The organism is Bradyrhizobium sp. NC92 (assembly GCF_025200865.1).
GTDB lineage: Bacteria > Pseudomonadota > Alphaproteobacteria > Rhizobiales > Xanthobacteraceae > Bradyrhizobium.
In genome coordinates this window covers 185,830-202,881 of record NZ_CP104171.1, presented here as the reverse complement: position 1 = coordinate 202,881, position 17,052 = coordinate 185,830, and the positions used below count along the sequence as shown (strand labels likewise).

Annotated in this window: 21 protein-coding genes; 7 read left to right on the top strand and 14 right to left on the bottom strand. The window is 63.9% G+C overall.

What is annotated here, in order from left to right; genetic code table 11:
* Positions 1 to 49: 49 nt before the first annotated feature.
* The 7 genes from coaA to hisB form a co-directional block, all read right to left on the bottom strand.
* Positions 50 to 1,006 (bottom strand): type I pantothenate kinase, encoded by a 957-nt coding sequence (gene coaA / locus N2602_RS00955; protein ID WP_260381475.1) that lies wholly within the window; start codon positions 1,004 to 1,006, stop codon positions 50 to 52.
* 35 nt (positions 1,007 to 1,041) lie between these two features.
* A complete protein-coding gene (locus N2602_RS00950) occupies positions 1,042 to 1,365 on the bottom strand; it encodes a phosphoribosyl-ATP diphosphatase (protein WP_036044993.1) in 324 nt (107 codons plus the stop codon).
* 89 nt (positions 1,366 to 1,454) lie between these two features.
* On the bottom strand, positions 1,455 to 2,228 hold the full coding sequence (gene hisF, locus N2602_RS00945; protein ID WP_018646048.1) for an imidazole glycerol phosphate synthase subunit HisF: 774 nt from the start codon (positions 2,226 to 2,228) through the stop codon (positions 1,455 to 1,457).
* Positions 2,229 to 2,231: 3 nt separating this feature from the next.
* Positions 2,232 to 2,969, bottom strand: a complete 738-nt coding sequence (gene hisA, locus N2602_RS00940; protein ID WP_260381474.1) for a 1-(5-phosphoribosyl)-5-[(5-phosphoribosylamino)methylideneamino]imidazole-4-carboxamide isomerase — start codon at positions 2,967 to 2,969, stop codon at positions 2,232 to 2,234.
* 154 nt (positions 2,970 to 3,123) lie between these two features.
* Positions 3,124 to 3,774: an imidazole glycerol phosphate synthase subunit HisH gene (hisH, locus tag N2602_RS00935; RefSeq protein ID WP_212257839.1), complete on the bottom strand. Its 651-nt coding sequence runs from the start codon at positions 3,772 to 3,774 to the stop codon at positions 3,124 to 3,126.
* Positions 3,771 to 4,298: a DUF2628 domain-containing protein gene (locus tag N2602_RS00930; RefSeq protein WP_212257840.1), complete on the bottom strand. Its 528-nt coding sequence runs from the start codon at positions 4,296 to 4,298 to the stop codon at positions 3,771 to 3,773. Before N2602_RS00930 ends, hisH begins: the two co-directional genes overlap by 4 nt.
* 63 nt (positions 4,299 to 4,361) lie before the next feature.
* Complete coding sequence (gene hisB / locus N2602_RS00925) at positions 4,362 to 4,955, bottom strand: imidazoleglycerol-phosphate dehydratase HisB (protein ID WP_212257841.1); 594 nt, start codon at positions 4,953 to 4,955, stop codon at positions 4,362 to 4,364.
* A gap of 193 nt (positions 4,956 to 5,148) precedes the next feature.
* Here hisB and hslV point away from each other — a divergent pair, with 193 nt between their 5' ends.
* The 5 genes from hslV to N2602_RS00900 are packed head-to-tail and all read left to right on the top strand — an operon-like array spanning position 5,149 to position 9,319.
* Positions 5,149 to 5,709 carry an ATP-dependent protease subunit HslV gene (gene hslV, locus N2602_RS00920; protein ID WP_018646043.1) on the top strand — a complete coding sequence of 187 codons (561 nt, stop codon included), beginning with the start codon at positions 5,149 to 5,151 and terminating at the stop codon, positions 5,707 to 5,709.
* A gap of 3 nt (positions 5,710 to 5,712) precedes the next feature.
* Positions 5,713 to 6,198 (top strand): GNAT family N-acetyltransferase, encoded by a 486-nt coding sequence (locus N2602_RS00915; protein ID WP_260381473.1) that lies wholly within the window; start codon positions 5,713 to 5,715, stop codon positions 6,196 to 6,198.
* Between the two features lie 2 nt (positions 6,199 to 6,200).
* Positions 6,201 to 6,812 carry a DUF2585 domain-containing protein gene (locus N2602_RS00910; protein ID WP_260383816.1) on the top strand — a complete coding sequence of 204 codons (612 nt, stop codon included), beginning with the start codon at positions 6,201 to 6,203 and terminating at the stop codon, positions 6,810 to 6,812.
* Between the two features lie 49 nt (positions 6,813 to 6,861).
* Entirely contained in the window at positions 6,862 to 8,166 is a 1,305-nt protein-coding gene (gene hslU, locus N2602_RS00905) for an ATP-dependent protease ATPase subunit HslU (protein WP_172787816.1), read from the top strand.
* Positions 8,167 to 8,194: 28 nt separating this feature from the next.
* Complete coding sequence (locus N2602_RS00900; RefSeq protein WP_260381472.1) at positions 8,195 to 9,319, top strand: hypothetical protein; 1,125 nt, start codon at positions 8,195 to 8,197, stop codon at positions 9,317 to 9,319.
* A 161-nt stretch (positions 9,320 to 9,480) separates the two neighbouring features.
* Here N2602_RS00900 and N2602_RS00895 read toward each other — a convergent pair whose 3' ends face one another.
* Genes N2602_RS00895 through N2602_RS00885 form a run of 3 tightly spaced genes read right to left on the bottom strand, consistent with a single transcriptional unit; the run spans position 9,481 to position 12,291 of the window.
* Complete coding sequence (locus tag N2602_RS00895; protein ID WP_260381471.1) at positions 9,481 to 10,068, bottom strand: Smr/MutS family protein; 588 nt, start codon at positions 10,066 to 10,068, stop codon at positions 9,481 to 9,483.
* The gene (locus tag N2602_RS00890) at positions 10,065 to 11,606 is read right to left on the bottom strand and encodes a murein transglycosylase A (protein ID WP_172787819.1); all 1,542 of its coding nucleotides are present in this window, start codon (positions 11,604 to 11,606) and stop codon (positions 10,065 to 10,067) included. Before N2602_RS00890 ends, N2602_RS00895 begins: the two co-directional genes overlap by 4 nt.
* Positions 11,584 to 12,291, bottom strand: a complete 708-nt coding sequence (locus N2602_RS00885; RefSeq protein WP_172787820.1) for a Tim44/TimA family putative adaptor protein — start codon at positions 12,289 to 12,291, stop codon at positions 11,584 to 11,586. Before N2602_RS00885 ends, N2602_RS00890 begins: the two co-directional genes overlap by 23 nt.
* Positions 12,292 to 12,687: 396 nt before the next feature.
* Here N2602_RS00885 and secB point away from each other — a divergent pair, with 396 nt between their 5' ends.
* Positions 12,688 to 13,173: a protein-export chaperone SecB gene (gene secB, locus N2602_RS00880; protein WP_172787821.1), complete on the top strand. Its 486-nt coding sequence runs from the start codon at positions 12,688 to 12,690 to the stop codon at positions 13,171 to 13,173.
* Here secB and dnaQ read toward each other — a convergent pair.
* The 4 genes from dnaQ to N2602_RS00860 are packed head-to-tail and all read right to left on the bottom strand — an operon-like array spanning position 13,164 to position 15,996.
* Positions 13,164 to 13,886, bottom strand: a complete 723-nt coding sequence (gene dnaQ / locus N2602_RS00875) for a DNA polymerase III subunit epsilon (RefSeq protein WP_260381470.1) — start codon at positions 13,884 to 13,886, stop codon at positions 13,164 to 13,166. The two genes, secB and dnaQ, sit on opposite strands and share 10 nt — an antisense overlap.
* Positions 13,887 to 13,915: 29 nt before the next feature.
* Positions 13,916 to 14,515 carry a dephospho-CoA kinase gene (coaE, locus tag N2602_RS00870; RefSeq protein WP_260381469.1) on the bottom strand — a complete coding sequence of 200 codons (600 nt, stop codon included), beginning with the start codon at positions 14,513 to 14,515 and terminating at the stop codon, positions 13,916 to 13,918.
* Between the two features lie 23 nt (positions 14,516 to 14,538).
* A complete protein-coding gene (locus tag N2602_RS00865) occupies positions 14,539 to 15,147 on the bottom strand; it encodes a nucleoside triphosphate pyrophosphatase (RefSeq protein ID WP_260381468.1) in 609 nt (202 codons plus the stop codon).
* 9 nt (positions 15,148 to 15,156) lie between these two features.
* Positions 15,157 to 15,996: a pyruvate, water dikinase regulatory protein gene (locus N2602_RS00860; RefSeq protein WP_100233242.1), complete on the bottom strand. Its 840-nt coding sequence runs from the start codon at positions 15,994 to 15,996 to the stop codon at positions 15,157 to 15,159.
* A gap of 460 nt (positions 15,997 to 16,456) precedes the next feature.
* On the opposite strand from N2602_RS00860, the gene hemJ reads away from it, so the two are divergent.
* A complete protein-coding gene (hemJ, locus tag N2602_RS00855) occupies positions 16,457 to 16,891 on the top strand; it encodes a protoporphyrinogen oxidase HemJ (protein WP_172787825.1) in 435 nt (144 codons plus the stop codon).
* Positions 16,892 to 17,052: the final 161 nt, after the last annotated feature.

Genomic DNA, 17,052 nt, shown 5'->3' with positions numbered 1-17,052 from the left:
CAACAAAAGACACCATGCTCGAACGGGCATGGCAGCGCACCGGGGGCGATTACAGACGCCTGAGCGCCACGCTCTCCACCGTGTGGTCGGCGCCCTTCTTGAGGATCAGCGTCGCACGCGGCCGGGTCGGCAGGATGTTGTCCTCGAGATTGGCGAGGTTGGTGCGCTCCCAGATCGCGATCGCGGTGGCAGTGGCTTCCTCGTCCGACAATAGCGCGTAGCGGTTGAAATAGGACTTGGGATTGGTGAATGCGGTGTCGCGCAGCGCCAGGAAGCGCTTGATGTACCATTGCCGCAGGGCCGCTTCGTCGGCGTCGATATAGACCGAGAAATCGAAGAAGTCGGAGACGACGGGCACGGCCTTGCCGTCGCGCGGCAGCTTGCCGGTCTGCAGCACGTTGACGCCTTCGACGATCAGGATGTCGGGCTGGTCGATCTCGGCCCATTGGTTCGGCACGATGTCGTAGGTCAGATGCGAATAGACCGGCGCGCGGACGTGGCCGCGGCCGGACTTGATGTCGGAGAGGAAGCTGAGCAGCAGCGGCAGCTCGTAGCTCTCCGGGAAACCCTTCTTCTGCATGATGCCCTGACGCTCGAGCACCGCGTTGGGATAGAGAAATCCGTCCGTCGTGATCAGCTCGACCTTCGGCCGCGGCGACCAGCGTGCCAAGAGCGCCTGGAGCACGCGTGCCGTGGTGGATTTGCCGACCGCCACCGAGCCGGCGACGCCGATGATGTAGGGCACCTTGCGATCCCGGATGTTGAGGAACTGGCGCTCGGCGTAATACAGCCGCTGCATCGCGTCGACGTAGATCGACAACAGGCGCGACAGCGGCAGATAAATGTCCTCGACCTCCTGCAGGTCGAGGCGGTCGTGCAGCGAGCGCAGCCGGTCGAACTCGCCCGGCTCCAGCGTCATCGGCGTATCGTCGCGCAGCCGCGCCCATTGCTCGCGCGTATAGACGCGGTAGGGATTGTACTGCTGTTCGGGTGCGCGGATATCCATGACGCCGCCTTTCCGTTGCGATCTATTCGCCTTGCCTAGCCGCCCTTGCGCGACGCCTTTTCTTCTAGCCCCGACATCGAGGTCCGCTTGTCCAGCGCCGCCTCGACCTCTTCCAGCTTTATGCCGCGTGCCTTCAGCAGCACAAGGAAATGATAGAGCAGGTCGGCACTTTCAGCGATCAGATGCGCGCGATCGTTTTCGACTGCAGCGATTACGGTTTCGACTGCTTCCTCGCCGAACTTCTTGGCGCAATGCTCGGGACCTTTGTCGAGCAGCTTGCGGGTATAGGACGCTTCGCCGCCGGACGCCGCGCGGGCGTCGATGGTTTCGGCCAGATCATGGATCGTGAAACGCGGCATCGGACTCACTCAAAAACACGGTTGGCAACAGATCTGGCCACCGCGGCCATCGCCATCCGCCAATGTAGCATCGTTACGAACCGGAGTCGTCAGGCATCCAGGCGCATCGGCAGCCCACGCCGCGCCATGTGCTCCTTGGCTTCGCGAATGGTGAATTCCCCGAAATGGAAGATCGAGGCGGCCAGCACGGCCGTGGCGTGCCCGTCGCGGATACCGTCGACGAGATGGTCGAGATTGCCGACGCCGCCCGAGGCGATCACGGGAACGGGAACGCTGTCGGCGATCGCGCGGGTCAGCGGAATGTCGAATCCCTGCCTTGTGCCGTCGCGGTCCATCGAGGTGAGCAGGATTTCACCGGCGCCGAGCGAAACCACTTCCTGGGCATATTCGATGGCGTCGATGCCGGTCGAGTTGCGTCCGCCATGGGTGAAGATCTCCCAGCGGTCGCCGCCCGGACGCTTGACGCGCTTGGCGTCGATCGCGACAACCACGCACTGCTCGCCGAATTTCTCGGCAGCTTCCTTGACGAATTCGCGCCGCGACACCGCGGCGCTGTTGATCGAGACCTTGTCGGCGCCGGCGCGCAGCAGCGTCTTGATGTCGTTGACCTCGCGCACGCCCCCGCCGACGGTGACAGGCATGAAGCAGGCCTCCGCCGTGCGCCGGACCACGTCCAGCATGATGCCGCGGTTCTCGTGGGTCGCGGTGATGTCGAGGAAAGTGAGCTCGTCGGCGCCGGCGGCGTCATAGGCGATCGCGGCTTCGACGGGATCGCCGGCATCGCGCAGATCGACGAAGTTGACGCCCTTGACGACGCGGCCGTCTTTGACGTCGAGGCAGGGGATCACGCGCACCTTGAACATGGGTCAGCTCCTGCGCGCGTCGCGGATCAAGGTGAGGGCGGCGGCGGGATCGAGCCGGCCGTCGTAGAGAGCACGGCCCGCGATCGCGCCCGCGAGCTTTTTCGCGCGCGGCGTCAGCATCGCCTTCACGTCCTCGATCGAGGCGAGGCCGCCGGAGGCGATCACGGGAATCGAGATGGCATCGGCGAGCGCAATCGTCGCCTCTAAGTTCAAGCCCTTGAGCAGGCCGTCGCGCGCGATGTCGGTGAAGATGATGGCGGCAACGCCGGCATCCTCGAAACGCTTGGCGATCTCAAGCACCGTGACCTGCGACGTCTCGGCCCAGCCCTCGACCGCGACCTTGCCGTCGCGCGCATCGAGCCCGACCGCGACGCGGCCGGGAAATGTCTTCGCCGCAGACTTCACCAGCTCAGGATCGCGCACCGCGGCGGTGCCGATGATGACGCGGGTGATGCCCTTGTCGAGCCAGGCTTCGACGGTCTTGAGATCGCGAATGCCGCCGCCGAGCTGCACCGGAATCTTGATCGTCTTCAGCATCGCCTCGACGGCGTCAGCATTCACCGGCTTGCCGGCGAAGGCGCCGTCGAGGTCGACCACGTGGAGATATTCAAAGCCCTGCGCAGCAAAGCTCTGCGCCTGCGCGGCGGGATTGAGGTTGAACACGGTCGCGCGCGCCATGTCGCCTTGCTCGAGGCGCACGCACTGGCCGTTCTTGAGGTCGATCGCGGGAAAGAGAATCATGTCGCACCTGCTCTCGTCCCCATCATGGGAACGGATCTGCCAGCTAAGCACTCCGTCATTGCGAGCGCAGCGAAGCAATCCAGACTGCCGCCGCGGAAAGACGCTGGATTGCTTCGCTGCGCTCGCAATGACGAGGTGAAAGCCGTGCAATCCATCACGGTTTCCATCGCAAAAAGTTCGAGATCAGAGCCAGGCCAAAACGCTGGCTCTTCTCGGGGTGAAACTGCGTGCCGATGGCGGTGTCCTTCGCGACGATCGCGGTGACGGGCCCGCCGTAATCGGCGCGCGCGAGCACGTCCGCCTCGCTGGCCGGGTTGAGGTGGTAGGAGTGCACGAAATAAGCGTGCTGGCCCTTCGGGCCGAGCGGCAGCTTGTCCAGCACCGGATGCTCCCTGAGCACCTCGAGCGTATTCCAGCCCATGTGCGGGATCTTCAGGTTTTCATCGCGCGGCGTGATCTTCTCGACGTCGCCGCCGATCCAGTTCAGGCCTTCGGTGATGACGTGTTCCTTGCCGCGACTCGCCATCAGCTGCATGCCGACGCAGATGCCGAAGAACGGCCGCGCCTTGACGCGCACCGCTTCGGTGATCGCCTCGACCATGCCGTTGACGGCGTCGAGCCCACGCCGGCAATCGGCGAAGGCGCCGACGCCGGGCAGCACCAGGCGGTCAGCTTCGTAAGCCTGGTCGGGATCGCTGGTGACGAAGACCTTTTGCGGGCTCTCCAGGCTGCGCGCGGCGCGCTCGAAGGCTTTCGCGGCGGAATGCAGATTGCCGGAACCGTAATCGATGATGGCGACGCTCATCTTGACCCTCCCGGTTCTGGAAACAACCCAATGATGCCGCCGGCCGGAATCGGCGGCGGGTTCGAGAATGGCTGACCCGGCACATTCCGGGTCGGCGGCGGGCCGCCGCGATCGATGGTCCATTGATCGCCAGCGATGCCGTTCTTCTCGCTCCAGCGCTCGAAGAAGCGGCGCTCCGCGGTATCGCCGTCGTCGCCGACCACGATGTCGAGCTGCCGCCACTTGCCGCGCGACAAGGTCCAGCGGCGCAGGCTCGAGGCCTCAAAGCCCATCAGTACCGCGACGATGAGATCGGCGAAGAAGATCGAAGAGCGCCCGACGCCGAGGCTCGACAGCCCCGCGTTGAACGCGGCCACGAAGATCAGATAGCCGATCAGCGCCAACCACAGCCGATTCCACAACAGCCAGAACGGACCGAAGATCATCGCCCAGAAATGGAAGCCGTCGCGCACGAACACGAACCTGTCGGTCGCGCGCAGATCGGCTCCGGCGGGTGAGGGAGCGTGAACTGTGTAGACAGGCATGGTGATGCCCCGTTCTCGAAATTCAGTGATGCCGCCAGCAGCGTTCGCCGCAAGACGGAGATGTCAGCCGCCGAGCGAGCCCTTGGTGGAGGGGATTTCGCCCGCCGCCTTCGGATCGATCGCCACGGCGGTGCGCAGCGCCCGCGCCAGACCCTTGAAGCAGGACTCGGCGATATGATGGCTGTTATCGCCATATAGGGTTTCGACGTGGAGAGTCACGCCGGCGTTGATGGCAAAAGCCTGGAACCACTCGCGCACCAGCTCGGTGTCGAACTCGCCGATCTTGGCGCGGGGGAAGTCGGCCTTGAACACCAGGAACGGGCGGCCCGAGATGTCGATGACCACGCGCGTCAGCGTCTCGTCCATGGGCATGTGCACGCCGGCATAGCGGGTGATGCCCGCCATGTTGCCGAGCGCCTGCTTGACCGCCTGGCCAAGCGCGATGCCGGTGTCTTCGGTGGTATGGTGATAATCAATGTGCAGATCGCCCACCGCCTTGACCGTGAGGTCGATGCGGGAATGGCGGGCGAGGAGATCGAGCATATGGTCGAAAAAGCCGATGCCGGTCGCGATATTGGCCACGCCGGTGCCATCGAGGTTCACGGAGACCTCGATGTCGGTTTCCTTGGTCTTGCGCTTGATCGTCGCGGTGCGCATTGAAGTGCGGTTTCCATTCTAGCTTAGGAGCCGAAAACGCCAGTCTATTAACAGCCAAACGACGCCTTCGCTACTGCGGGAACGCTCAAGCATGGCACCACTTCCGCCTATGGTGAGCAGAATCTAGGGCCGGAACGGCCCGTTGTGCCCCAGCCCCGGACCGCCTAAATCAGGCCGGACAACGAGGTATTTCATGCAGGACTCCCAGAACAGCTCGCCGGGCTGGCACGGCACCACGATTCTAACGGTCCGCAAGGGCGGCAAGGTGGTGGTCGGCGGCGACGGCCAGGTCTCGATCGGCCAGACCGTGATCAAGTCCAACGCCAAGAAGGTCCGCAAGCTCGGCAAGGGCGACGTGATCGGCGGCTTTGCCGGCGCCACGGCCGACGCCTTCACCCTGTTCGAGCGGCTCGAATCCAAGCTCGAGCAATATCCGGGGCAGCTGACCCGGGCGGCGGTGGAGCTCGCCAAGGACTGGCGCACCGACCGCTATTTGCGGCGGCTGGAAGCCATGATGATCGTGGCCGACAAGGACGTCTCCCTGGTGCTGACAGGCACCGGTGACGTGCTCGAACCCGAGGCCGGCGTGATGGCGATCGGCTCCGGCGGCAATTACGCGCTGGCGGCCGCCCGGGCCCTGCTCGACACCGACAAGGACGCCGAGACCATCGTCCGCCGCTCGCTCGACATCGCCGCGGACATCTGTGTCTACACCAACCGGAATCTGACCATTGAGAGCCTGGCAAGCGGCTAGGCGATGGCGTCCACCTACGCCTTCCGCCCGATGACCGTGGCCGACCTGCCCCTGATCCGGCGATGGCTGGGCGAGGCGCATGTGAGGGAGTGGTGGGGCGATCCGGACGAGCAGTTTTCGCTCGTCAGCGGCGATCTCGATGAGCCGGCAATGGACCAGTTCATCGTATTGGCCGGCGACAGGCCCTTCGGCTATCTTCAATGCTACCGCCTGACCGCCTGGAATACGGGCTTCGGGCCGCAACCGGAGGGCACGCGTGGCATCGACCAGTTCATCGGCGAAACCGACATGATCGCGCGCGGCCATGGTTCGGCGTTGACGCGCCAATTCGTCGACGAACGGTTTCGGCAGGGCCTCCCGCGCATGGTCACCGATCCGGACCCGCTCAACGCGCGCGCGATACGCGCTTACGAGAAAGCGGGATTCGTCCGCGATCGCATGGTCGAGACGCCGGACGGTCCGGCCTTGCTGATGGTGCGCGAACCGTGACGCTGGTGCAGGCCCGCGAGAGCAAGGTCGCTGTCCCGCCGCTCGCCTGGGTCGGCATCGCGCTGTTGCTGCTGGCGCTGCAGGCCGCGATCCTGCTTGCGATGGGCCGCGTGCCGATCTGCACCTGCGGCACCATCAAGCTGTGGCACGGCGTGGTGAACAGCTCGGAGAATTCCCAGCAGATCGCGGACTGGTACACGTTCTCACACGTCCTGCACGGCTTCCTGTTCTACGGCCTGACCTGGCTGCTGTTCGCACGATTGCCGTTTCTGCGTCTCTCCTGGCCGGCACGGCTGATCATTGCGATACTGATCGAAGGCGCCTGGGAGATCGTCGAGAACTCGCCCTTCATCATCGAGCGATACCGCGCCGGCACCATCTCGCTGGATTATTACGGCGACAGCATCCTCAATTCGGTCTCGGACAATCTGGCCATGATCCTCGGGTTCCTGGCCGCGCGCGCGCTGCCTGTCACCGCGACCGTGCTGCTGGGGCTGGCCTTCGAGATCGTGCTGGCGCTCCACATTCGCGACAATCTGACGCTCAATATCCTGATGCTGATCCATCCGATCGAGGCCGTGAAGCAATGGCAATCCGGCCCGCCGATCATCTGACCCAAAATGCGGCTTGTCCTTGGCTGCCTCCCGCCCTAGCTAATCAGACATGACAGACTTCTCCCCCCGCGAAATCGTTTCCGAACTCGACCGTTTCATCGTCGGCCAGGGCGACGCCAAGCGCGCCGTCTCGATCGCGCTGCGCAATCGCTGGCGCCGGCAACAGCTGACCGGCTCCCTGCGCGAGGAGGTGCTGCCGAAGAACATCTTGATGATCGGCCCCACCGGCGTCGGCAAGACGGAAATCGCGCGGCGGCTCGCCAAGCTCGCGAATGCGCCGTTCCTGAAGGTGGAGGCGACCAAGTTCACCGAGGTCGGCTATGTCGGCCGCGACGTCGAGCAGATCATCCGCGATCTCGTCGAGGTCGCGATCGCGCAGGTGCGCGAGAGGAAGCGCAAGGACGTGCAGGCGCGGGCCCAGCTCGCCGCCGAGGAGCGCGTGCTCGACGCGCTGGTCGGCGCCAATTCGAGCTCGGCGACGAGGGAATCCTTCCGCAAGAAGCTGCGCGCCGGCGAATTGAACGACAAGGAAATCGAGATCGAGACGCAGTCGTCCGGCGGCGGCATGCCGATGTTCGAGATCCCGGGCATGCCGGGCGCCCAGATGGGCGCGATCTCGATCGGCGACATCTTCGGCAAGCTGGGCGGCCGCAGCAAGACGCGGCGGCTCACGGTGGAAGGCTCGCACGAAATTCTCGTCAACGAGGAATCCGACAAGCTCCTGGACACCGAGCAGCTGACGCTGGAAGCGATCAGCGCGGTCGAGAACAACGGCATCGTGTTCCTCGACGAGATCGACAAGATCTGCGCCCGCGATGGCCGCGTCGGCGGCGACGTCTCCCGCGAGGGCGTGCAGCGCGACTTGCTGCCGCTGATCGAAGGCACCACGGTCTCGACCAAGCACGGCGCGGTCAAGACCGACCACATCCTGTTCATCGCCTCCGGCGCCTTCCACGTCGCCAAGCCGTCCGACCTGTTGCCGGAATTGCAGGGCCGCTTGCCGATCCGCGTCGAATTGCAGGCGCTGACCCGCGACGACATGCGCCGCATCCTGACCGAGCCCGAGGCCTCGCTGATCAAGCAATATGTCGCCCTGATGCAGACCGAGGGCGTGACGCTCGACATCGCCGACAGCGCCATCGATGCGCTGGCCGACATTGCGGTTGCCGTCAATTCAACGGTCGAGAACATCGGCGCCCGGCGGCTGCAGACCGTGATGGAGCGGGTGCTGGACGAGATCTCCTTCACCGCCCCCGACCGCAACGGCGAGACCGTCCGGCTCGATGCGGATTACGTGCAAAAGCACATCGGCGACCTCGCCAAGAACGCGGATCTGAGCCGGTTCATTTTGTAATTTGGAGCGGTCACGCTATTGATGCGGCGTGACCGTACGCATCCTGCAAAATCCCTGGCGGCTCCTGCTCGCGATCAACGCGGCGGTCATCGTTGGCGTCTTCGTCCACAAGATCCAGCTGCCGCCTTATGTCCCCTACATCCATCTGCTGGTCGATTATCATTTCGGCTTCATCAAGCGCGCGCTGATCGGGGCAATCGTCGCGCTGTTCACGGCGAAGGTGCCGGTGTGGCTGGTGTTCGCGCTCGGCGGGACGACGTGGCTTGCAACGCTGGGCCTTTATGCCAGGCTCTTCCAGAACACGTTCGGCTTCTCCGCGAAAACACTGCCGCTGTTCGTCTTCACCGCGGGCTCGCCGTTCTTCCTGAAGAATTTCATGCACACGCTCGGCCATTTCGACATCTATGGCTGCGCGCTGGCGATCATCCTCTTGCTGATGCCGGCGGGCTCGCTGGTCTTCGTGGCGACGGCTGCTTTGTTCTCGATCATTCTCGTGCTGATCCATCACATTCATCTCTTGATGTATGTGCCGACGATCATCACCATCGTCGTGATCCGGCACTACCTCGCTTGCGGCTGTGATCGCAGCAATGTCGTCTTCGGTGTGATCGCCCTTGCCGCCGTCTCGGCGCTGTTCTTCGCCGCGCAGTTTATGGGAACGATGCCGATCCCCGAAGCGGACTTCATCGCCTATCTGAAGAGCCGGATGGCCGATCCGGCGCGCACCGACCTCTTGCAATTCGCCTACATCTGGTACCAGCCGCTGGCCAAAGAAGTTGCCGACACCTGGAGCCGTCTGCCGCACAACATCCTCGGCGTGCCCGTGTTCGCGCTGCTGATCTGGCTGCACACGCCGCTATGGCGTTTCTTCGCGAGCCTGATCGGTGCGCTCGCGAGCGAGCGGCACAAGCGGCTCGTCATCGCCGCGCTGGTCGGCATCAGCGTCGCCTATCTCGTGATGTTCGCGATGGTGTTCGACTATTCGCGCTGGATCTCGAACTGGGCGGTCTGCATGTTCCTGATCCTGCATGCCGTGACGATGCTGCCGGCCAAGCAGGAAGCGCCGCTGATTCCGGCCGAGGATCGAAAGACCAACATCTTCGGCTTGATACTCACGCTGATCCCGCGCGTTGGAATCATTCGCCCGTTTTAGGCGGTGCGCTCCCTCTCCCGCTTGCGGGAGAGGGTTGGGGAGAGGGCTCTCTCCGCAACCAAAAGCCCCCAAGAGGACAGAACCCTCACCCGCCGCGCTTTCGCGCGCCGACCTCTCCCGCAAGCGGGAGAGGTTGCACCGAACTCGCCCGCCAGAACTCTCTACCCTCGCGCTCGCCTGATCCGCACATACAGCGCCCCCTCGCCGCCATGGCCGATCGCGGCTTCCTCGAAGCCGACGACGAAGGCGCGGAATTCGGGCAGGCTGAGCCATTCCGGCACCTGGCGGCGGAGCACGCCGCTTTCGCCGCCGCTGCGTCCCTTGCCGGTGATGACGAGCACGAAGGTGAGGCCGTCCTGATGGGCGCGGTGCAGGAAGCCGGCCAGCGCGCGATGGGCGCGCATCTGGGTCATGCCGTGCAGATCGAGCCGCGCGTCGATCTCGCTGCGGCCGCGCGACAGCTTTGTCCGCTCGCGCTTGCCGAGCGGCGCAAGCGGCGGAATCGACGGCTTTGCGGCGCGCGGCGCCGGTGCAGCGGCAACCGGCCTTGACGGTAGCGAAGTCCTGGTCACCTGGGTCCCGGGCGAAGGCTCGGCGCGCGGGGCATGCGCCTTGACCGCGCGATGCTTCCGCAGCGGCTTGACATGCTTTGCAACGAGATCCCAGAGCTCACGCTCCTCCTCGCTCAGCGCGCGACGGCGCGGCGAGGGGCGAGGCTCCAGCACGGGCGGACGGGAGGGTCGCTTCATTGCGGACGGTGAGGACGATTCTTCGCCGGACGGCGCGGCTCAGGGGCAGGCTCGATCGCGGGACGCGGCACCGGCAGCGGAACGGGGCCGGCGACGGCGACAGTTTCGCTCTTGCCTTGCGCCGCCGCGGCGACAGGCGTGCCGGTCTTTGCCGGATCGGTCTGCGGAAACAGCTTTGCGATCTTCTCCGAGGGCCTGGGGTCCGGGATCGGCAGCTTCGCGGCTCGCGGGGCGGGATCGAGACTCTTCGGCACCAGCATCACGAAATGCATGGGGTGGCGCAGCCGGCCGGAGACGCGGCCGGCATCCGCGCCGGCGCCGAAAAACAGATCGGCGCGTGCGGGACCGATGATGGCCGAGCCGGTGTCCTGCGCGATCATCAGCCGGTGGAACGGCGTCTTGGCGCGCTCGGACTCGATCGGCAGCTCGCCCTCGATGAAGAACGGCGTGCCGTAGACATGAAGCGATTTGTCGACCGCGATCGAACGTCCCGCAGTCAAGGGAATGCCTTGCGCGCCAACTGCCTCCTCCTTGTCGGAGAGGTTGACCTCGCGGAAGAAGATGTAGGCGCGGTTCGCGCGGCGCAGCTCCTTGGCGCCTTCAGGATTCTGCGTCATCCATTCCCTGATCTTCTGCATCGACATCTCTTCCCTCGGAATGATGCCGCGCTCGATCAGGATGCGACCGACCGCCGTGTAGGGATAGCCGTTATAGGCGTCGTAATTGAGCCGAACCGAGCTGCCGTCCTCGAACTTGATCCGCGCCGAGCCTTGGATCTGGGCGAACAACAGATCGGTCGGATCCTTCAGCCAGGCGATCTCGAGCCCGCGGCCCGCGATCTTGCCGTCCTCGATCTCGCCGCGGTCGTAATAGGGCACCAGCTTGCGGCGGCCGATCTTGCGATAGACCGGGCCTTTGTTGGGCAGGCTGACCGAGTCCTGCTTGTAGCCGCGCACGAACAGGTTCGAGGGGCGGCGATAGACCGGCACGTTGTAGACATCGGTCTGTGTCCGCGATCCCTCCAGCACCGGCTCGTAATAGCCGGTGACGAAACCGTCGGGCTCGCCGAGCCGCGAGATCCGCAGCGGCGTGAAATTCTCCTCGAAGAAGGTCTTCGCTTTGCCGTCGTCGGTGAGATCGAGCGTCTTGGCGGCCCGGCAGGGCTCAGCCAACGAGGCACCCAAAGCCTTGGATTCGGCCTTGGGTTCGGCCGCGCCGCTCTGCGCATTGATCGACTTGCAGCTGGCGCGGAAGGTCTTGTACGCCGTGAGATGATTGTCGTCGCCCCAACCCTTCACGTCTGCCCAGGCCAGCGGCAGATATTGCGCGCCGGGAATTTCGAACGGCAGGGAGAGCTGTGGATAGGGCAAGGCCCGCGGCGGAGCGGCAGGCGTTCGTGGCAGATGATGGTAGTGACTGCGGTGATGACGCCGCGCCGCCTCGGCACCGAGCGAAAACGACGACAGCACGACGGCGCCTGCGCAAAGCGCCGTCGCGCTGTTCTTCAGGAAAGTCTTAATTCGCGCTTCCGGTGCCAACCAGCTTCCAGTTCGGATCGCGAGAGGAGGTGTCGCGGGCGAAGGTCCAGATATCGGTGATGTCGGCGACCGTCTCGGCGCTGCCATCGACGATGTTGCCGGTCTTGTCGCGGGTGACCGAGATCATCTGCGAGACGAAGCGCACGGTCAGCTGCGCGTTGCGGTCGCGCAGCTCGGCGCCGACGAGCTCGGCCTTGTCGATTGAGACGAAGCGCGTCTCGGTCCTCTGCTCGTTCCTCTCGCGTTCCTTGATCGCGGCGTCGAAGCTGTCATAGACGTCCGACGACAACAGATCGCGCAGCGCGCGGCGGTCGCCATTGGCGAAAGCCAGCACGATCATCTCGTAGGCGCCGCGCGCGCCCGAGAGGAAATGGCGCGGGTCGAAGCTGGAGTCTTTCTCGACGATGGAATCGAGACCCTGCGCCAGCGCAGTGCCCGGCTCGGCCAGCCCCTTCCAGCGATCGGCCGGTGCGGTCGGCTCGGCCGTCGGCGCCAGCGGCGCCTGGTCGATCACCTTGCCCGGCACGGTCACGACGTTGTTGTCCTGGGCACCTCCCAGCGCATTGCGGGCGGCGGTGCGATCGAACGGAGGCCGCTCATTGCCCGTGCGCTGCCCCAGCACGCTACGCAGCCGCAAGAAGATGAAGACGGCCAGCGCCAGGAATATGATGGTGTAGATGTCCACGTCGTATCCGCTTTCTGGTCTTTTCAGGGCTCGTTGCCGGGAAAATCAATCCGGCCAGTAGACCGTTCCTTTCGGAAACGGCAAGTCTACATCACCATATTAGGTCCGCGTCAGGTCCGTGGGATGTAGGCACGAAATCTTGCCCGGCCAATGGCGCCTTTTGGCACAGCGCCAAGTGTAGCGCGTTTTATGCTTAAGGGGAAACCCGATCCTGGCCGGAAATCGCGCATCTTCAATCGTTTAAGGCGAAATTTCGCGGAAAAGGCAGGATGAGCGTCCAAGGCGCGAGCGCGGGCCGAATTCCCGTCCGGGACCGTTCGTCCTTGTGGAACGAGCCGGCCCTATGTTAGCCAACCGCCGCGAAATTCAGCCCCAATCGGGTAAGGAGACACTTTCATGACCAACGGTAACGGCACCCCTCCCGAGGCGGCCCAGGCTCCCCAGCTCAACGTGCTGGCGCAATATACCAAGGACCTCTCGTTCGAAAATCCCAACGCGCCCGGCTCGCTCCAGCAGCAGAGCCAGCCGCCGCAGATCAACATCCAGATCAACGTCAGCGCCAACAATCTCAGCGAACAGGAATTCGAGGTGACGTTGTCGGTCGAGGGCAAGGCCGAGACCGCAGGTAAAGTGATGTTCTCGTTCGAGCTCGCCTATGCCGGCGTGTTCCGGATCGTCAACGTGCCCAAGGAGAACCTGCATCCGCTGGTCATGATCGAGTGCCCGCGCCTCTTGTTCCCGTTCGCACGCGAGATCATCGCCACCGCGGTGCGCGACGGCGGGTTCCCACCGCTGATGCTGGATCCGGTCGACTTCGTCGGTCTGTATCGCCAGAACATGGAGCGACAAATGGCCGCTCAGGGTCAAGCCGGTCAGGCCTGAGCGGCGACCGCCACGGCTGGAGCGGGCAGGTACTCGTTCCAGATCGCCTTGTCACCCATGGTCGCGATGAAGGCCCGATGGGCCTCGCGCTCGGCTTCAGAAATCCGCGGCGCGAGCGGCACCAGACGTTGCCGCCGCGGCGCATCGCCGGCGCTGTTGACCCTGATCTCCTCGGTGTCCGAGGCCAGCAGCAGCTGCGACTGCCGCGCTCCAACCAGATCGACATAGACCTCGGCGAGCAGCTCGGCGTCCAGCAGCGCGCCGTGCTTGGTGCGGTGTGAATTGTCGATCGAATAGCGCGAGCAGAGATCGTCGAGCCGGTTGGACACGCCGGGATGCTTGCGACGCGCGAGCAGCAGCGTATCGACCAGGCGCTCGCGCGGGATCGCAGCGCGCTCGATGCGGTCGAGCTCGGCGTTGATGAAGCCGATATCGAACGAAGCGTTGTGGATCACCAGCGGGGCGTCGCCAATGAACGCGAGAAAGTCGTCGGCGACCTCGTGGAACAACGGCTTCGTCGTCAGGAATTCGGACGACAATCCGTGCACCGCAAACGCTTCCGCCGGCATGTCCCGCTCAGGGTTGATATAGACGTGGTACGTCTGTCCGGTCGGCATGCGGTTGAAAATCTCGACGCAGCCGATCTCGACCAGTCGATCGCCGCGCAGCGGATCGAGGCCGGTGGTTTCAGTGTCGAGGACGATTTCGCGCATGTCTTTAAGAAGCCGTGTGAGGTGGCGAATCAGATCCGCCGCTGCGGCATCTTAACGACCTCGGCCAGGATGTGCGCGATTTGGGCGCGCACCGGGTCAAGGCCGTGTGAGGTATCCACCACGAAATCGGCCCGCTTGCGCTTCTCGGCATCCGGCATCTGCTTGGCGATGATGGCATCGAGCTTGGCCTCGTCCATCGTGCCGCGCGCCAGCACCCGCTGGCGCTGAAGCTCCGGCGAGGTCGAGACCACGACCACGGCATCGACCCGCTTCTCGCCGCCGGTCTCGAACAGCAGCGGGATGTCCAGCACAACGACCGGCGCCCTGGCTGCCTCGGCATCGGCAAAGAATTTCTGCCGGGAAGCGCCGAGCATGGGATGCACGATCTGCTCGAGCTGCTTGATCGCGGCGGGATCGTGCACGACGCGCGCCGACAGCTTTTGCCGGTCGACCTTGCCGTTCGCGGTGGTGCCGGGGAAGGCGGCCTCGATTGCGGGGGCAGCTTCGCCCTCATAGAGCTGATGCACGGCGGCATCGGCGTCGTAGACGGGAACGCCGGCCTCCGCGAACAATTTCGCGGTAGTGGATTTGCCCATCCCGATCGAGCCGGTCAGTCCGAGAATCCGCATCAGCACCCAGCCTTCTGTCGCATCTACACCGCAATTAGCTTCTCGCTCCGCAGATACGCAAGCAGCGGCAGCAGCGGTAGGCCGAGAATGGTGAAATGGTCGCCCTCGATGCGCTCGAACAGATGGATGCCGAGGCCCTCGAGCTGATAGGCACCGACGCTTCTGGTCACGGCCTCGCCGGCGGCGTCGAGATAGGCCGAAAGCTCGGCTTCGCTCATGGGCCGCATGGTCATGCGCGCCACGGAAACGTCCTCGAAGACGATCCTGCCATCCTGCGCCACGGCCACGGCTGAATTCAGCTCGTGCGTCTGACCGGCGAGATCGCGCAATTGCGCCAGCGCCTGGGCGCGGCCGGCCGGTTTGTTGAAGAGACGGTTCCCGAGGGCCAGCGTCTGGTCGGCGCCGATCACAAAGTGTCCGGGATGACCGGCAGAGACCGCCTTGGCCTTCTCGCGCGCCAGCAACAGGCCGATCTCGCGCGGATCCGAAAGTTTTGACGCGGCCTGAATGCCGCGCTCGTCGATATCAGCGGTGACAGCTACGAATTCGAGCCCGGCATTGGCCAGCAGCATTTTGCGCGCGCTGCTTTGCGAGGCCAGGATCAACGGACTTTTGCCGCGCCACAAACTCATCGGCGACACTTACTCGGACGGCCGGTTGCGCTGGCGGTCGCTATACAGCTTCATGATCGCCGCCGCGGTTTCCTCGATGGAGCGGCGCGTGACGTCCAGCAGCGGCCAGTCGTGCTTGGCGCTCAGCTTGCGTGCGAACGCGACCTCCTCGGTGACCGATTGCTTGTCGGTGTAGGTGTCACTGCCGGACTCGGCGCCCATGGAAAGCAGGCGATTCTGACGGATCTGAATCAGGCGTTCCGGCGTCGCGTGCAGGCTGACGACCAGCGGCCGCGTCAGCGTCTCCAATTGCGAGGGCACGGGGATGCCCGGCACCAGGGGCACGTTGGCGGTGCGGATACCGCGATTGGCGAGATAGATCGAGGTCGGTGTCTTCGAGGTCCGGGACACGCCGACCAGGACCACATCGGCCTCGTCGAGACCTTCGACATGCTGACCGTCGTCATGGATCATCGTGTAGTTCAGTGCGTCGATGCGCTTGAAATATTCCGCGTTGAGCACGTGCTGGGCGCCGACACGGCCGGTGGTCGCAGCGCCCAGATAGGCTTCGAACAGCTGCATCACCGGCCCGATGATCGAGAGGCTCGGAACATTGATCTGCTTGCACTTGTCCTCGAGTCTGGCGACCAGATCCTTCTCGAGCAGCGTGAACAGCACGATCCCCGGTGCTTCCTCGATCTCGTCGAGCACGCGGTCGAGCTGCTTCTGGCTGCGCACCAGCGGATAGACGTGCTCGACCGGCGTCACGTTGGCGTATTGGGCCGCGACCGCGCGCGCCACGGTGATGAGCGTTTCACCCGTGGAGTCCGAGACCAGGTGGAGATGGAAATAATTGTTCGAGGTCGGCACAAAAACCCTTTGAATTTCGTTGGGGTGGTTTGTGGATTTCTGTGGAGCTTAACCTCTCGGAAAGGGATGCGCGACACCAGGGGCGGGACAAGCGGCGATTTTCTTCACACTGCTGCCGATCAGGACAAGTCCGGCGCCCCGCCGAGAGGGAAACGGGATTGCGCGGACAAGTCCCTTGATAAGCTGCCGATACAAACGCGCAAGCCTTTGAAGCCGACTGACTTATCGGAAGTCGACAAAGGCTGTCCGGAATATGTGGATGGATGTGAACAAGCGCGCGCGAACGCGCGGACGGAATTGCGTGAGTCCAATCCACGGTCACATAGACTCAAACCTTAAGAATCTAAGATTCTAGATTTGAGGAAGGCGCTACGGACGGATATGTGTGCGGGGTAAGACCTTAACGAGTTCTTACTATCCCCAGCGCTCCCGAGCTGGACAGCAACCCGGACCGTCGAAAATGTTCGAAGACGTCTATCTCTGGATCAAGGCGCTGCACGTGATCGCCGTCATCTCCTGGATGGCCGGCATGCTCTATTTGCCGCGGCTGTTCGTCTATCACTGCGAGGCCGAAATCGGCTCGAAGCAGTCCGAGACGTTCAAGGTCATGGAACGCCGGCTGCTCAAGGCGATCATCAACCCCGCGATGATGGTCACCTGGCTCGCCGGGCTCTATCTCGCCTGGTCCGGACATTGGTTCTCGTTCGGCTGGCTGCACGTAAAACTGGCACTGGTCCTGGTGCTATCGGCGGTCCACGGCTTTTTTTCCCGCTGGGTCAAGGATTTTGCCGCTGATAAGCGTCCACGAAGCCAGAAATTCTATCGGATTATCAATGAGGTGCCGACCGTCCTGATGATTTTCATCGTCGTCATGGTGATCGTGAAGCCGTTCTAGGCAAACCGCGCGGCGATTAGCTCAGCGCTTCGGCTTGCGGAGCGTTGAGCGATTTTCTATATTAGCGATATCCCACCCAACGCAGGCGGATGTGGTTGTGTCCGAGCCTTCCAGAGGCCGGACACCGCATCAGGTTTGAAGCCTCACCGGCGCTTAACCTT

Excerpts from the sequence above, each read along its gene's own strand:
- N2602_RS00895 (WP_260381471.1), bottom strand. The coding sequence starts at position 10,068 with ATGAAGCGACCCTCCCGTCCGCCCGTGCTGGAGCCTCGCCCCTCGCCG.
- N2602_RS00865 (WP_260381468.1), bottom strand. The coding sequence starts at position 15,147 with ATGAGTTTGTGGCGCGGCAAAAGTCCGTTGATCCTGGCCTCGCAAAGC.
- N2602_RS00950 (WP_036044993.1), bottom strand. The coding sequence starts at position 1,365 with ATGCCGCGTTTCACGATCCATGATCTGGCCGAAACCATCGACGCCCGC.
- hisA (WP_260381474.1), bottom strand. The coding sequence starts at position 2,969 with ATGATTCTCTTTCCCGCGATCGACCTCAAGAACGGCCAGTGCGTGCGC.
- dnaQ (WP_260381470.1), bottom strand. The coding sequence starts at position 13,886 with ATGCGCGAAATCGTCCTCGACACTGAAACCACCGGCCTCGATCCGCTG.
- hisH (WP_212257839.1), bottom strand. The coding sequence starts at position 3,774 with ATGAGCGTCGCCATCATCGATTACGGTTCCGGCAATCTGCATTCCGCC.
- secB (WP_172787821.1), top strand. The coding sequence starts at position 12,688 with ATGACCAACGGTAACGGCACCCCTCCCGAGGCGGCCCAGGCTCCCCAG.
- N2602_RS00930 (WP_212257840.1), bottom strand. The coding sequence starts at position 4,298 with ATGCCTGTCTACACAGTTCACGCTCCCTCACCCGCCGGAGCCGATCTG.
- hslV (WP_018646043.1), top strand. The coding sequence starts at position 5,149 with ATGCAGGACTCCCAGAACAGCTCGCCGGGCTGGCACGGCACCACGATT.
- hisB (WP_212257841.1), bottom strand. The coding sequence starts at position 4,955 with ATGCGCACCGCGACGATCAAGCGCAAGACCAAGGAAACCGACATCGAG.
- coaA (WP_260381475.1), bottom strand. The coding sequence starts at position 1,006 with ATGGATATCCGCGCACCCGAACAGCAGTACAATCCCTACCGCGTCTAT.
- N2602_RS00915 (WP_260381473.1), top strand. The coding sequence starts at position 5,713 with ATGGCGTCCACCTACGCCTTCCGCCCGATGACCGTGGCCGACCTGCCC.
- hemJ (WP_172787825.1), top strand. The coding sequence starts at position 16,457 with ATGTTCGAAGACGTCTATCTCTGGATCAAGGCGCTGCACGTGATCGCC.
- coaE (WP_260381469.1), bottom strand. The coding sequence starts at position 14,515 with ATGCGGATTCTCGGACTGACCGGCTCGATCGGGATGGGCAAATCCACT.
- hisF (WP_018646048.1), bottom strand. The coding sequence starts at position 2,228 with ATGTTCAAGGTGCGCGTGATCCCCTGCCTCGACGTCAAAGACGGCCGC.
- hslU (WP_172787816.1), top strand. The coding sequence starts at position 6,862 with ATGACAGACTTCTCCCCCCGCGAAATCGTTTCCGAACTCGACCGTTTC.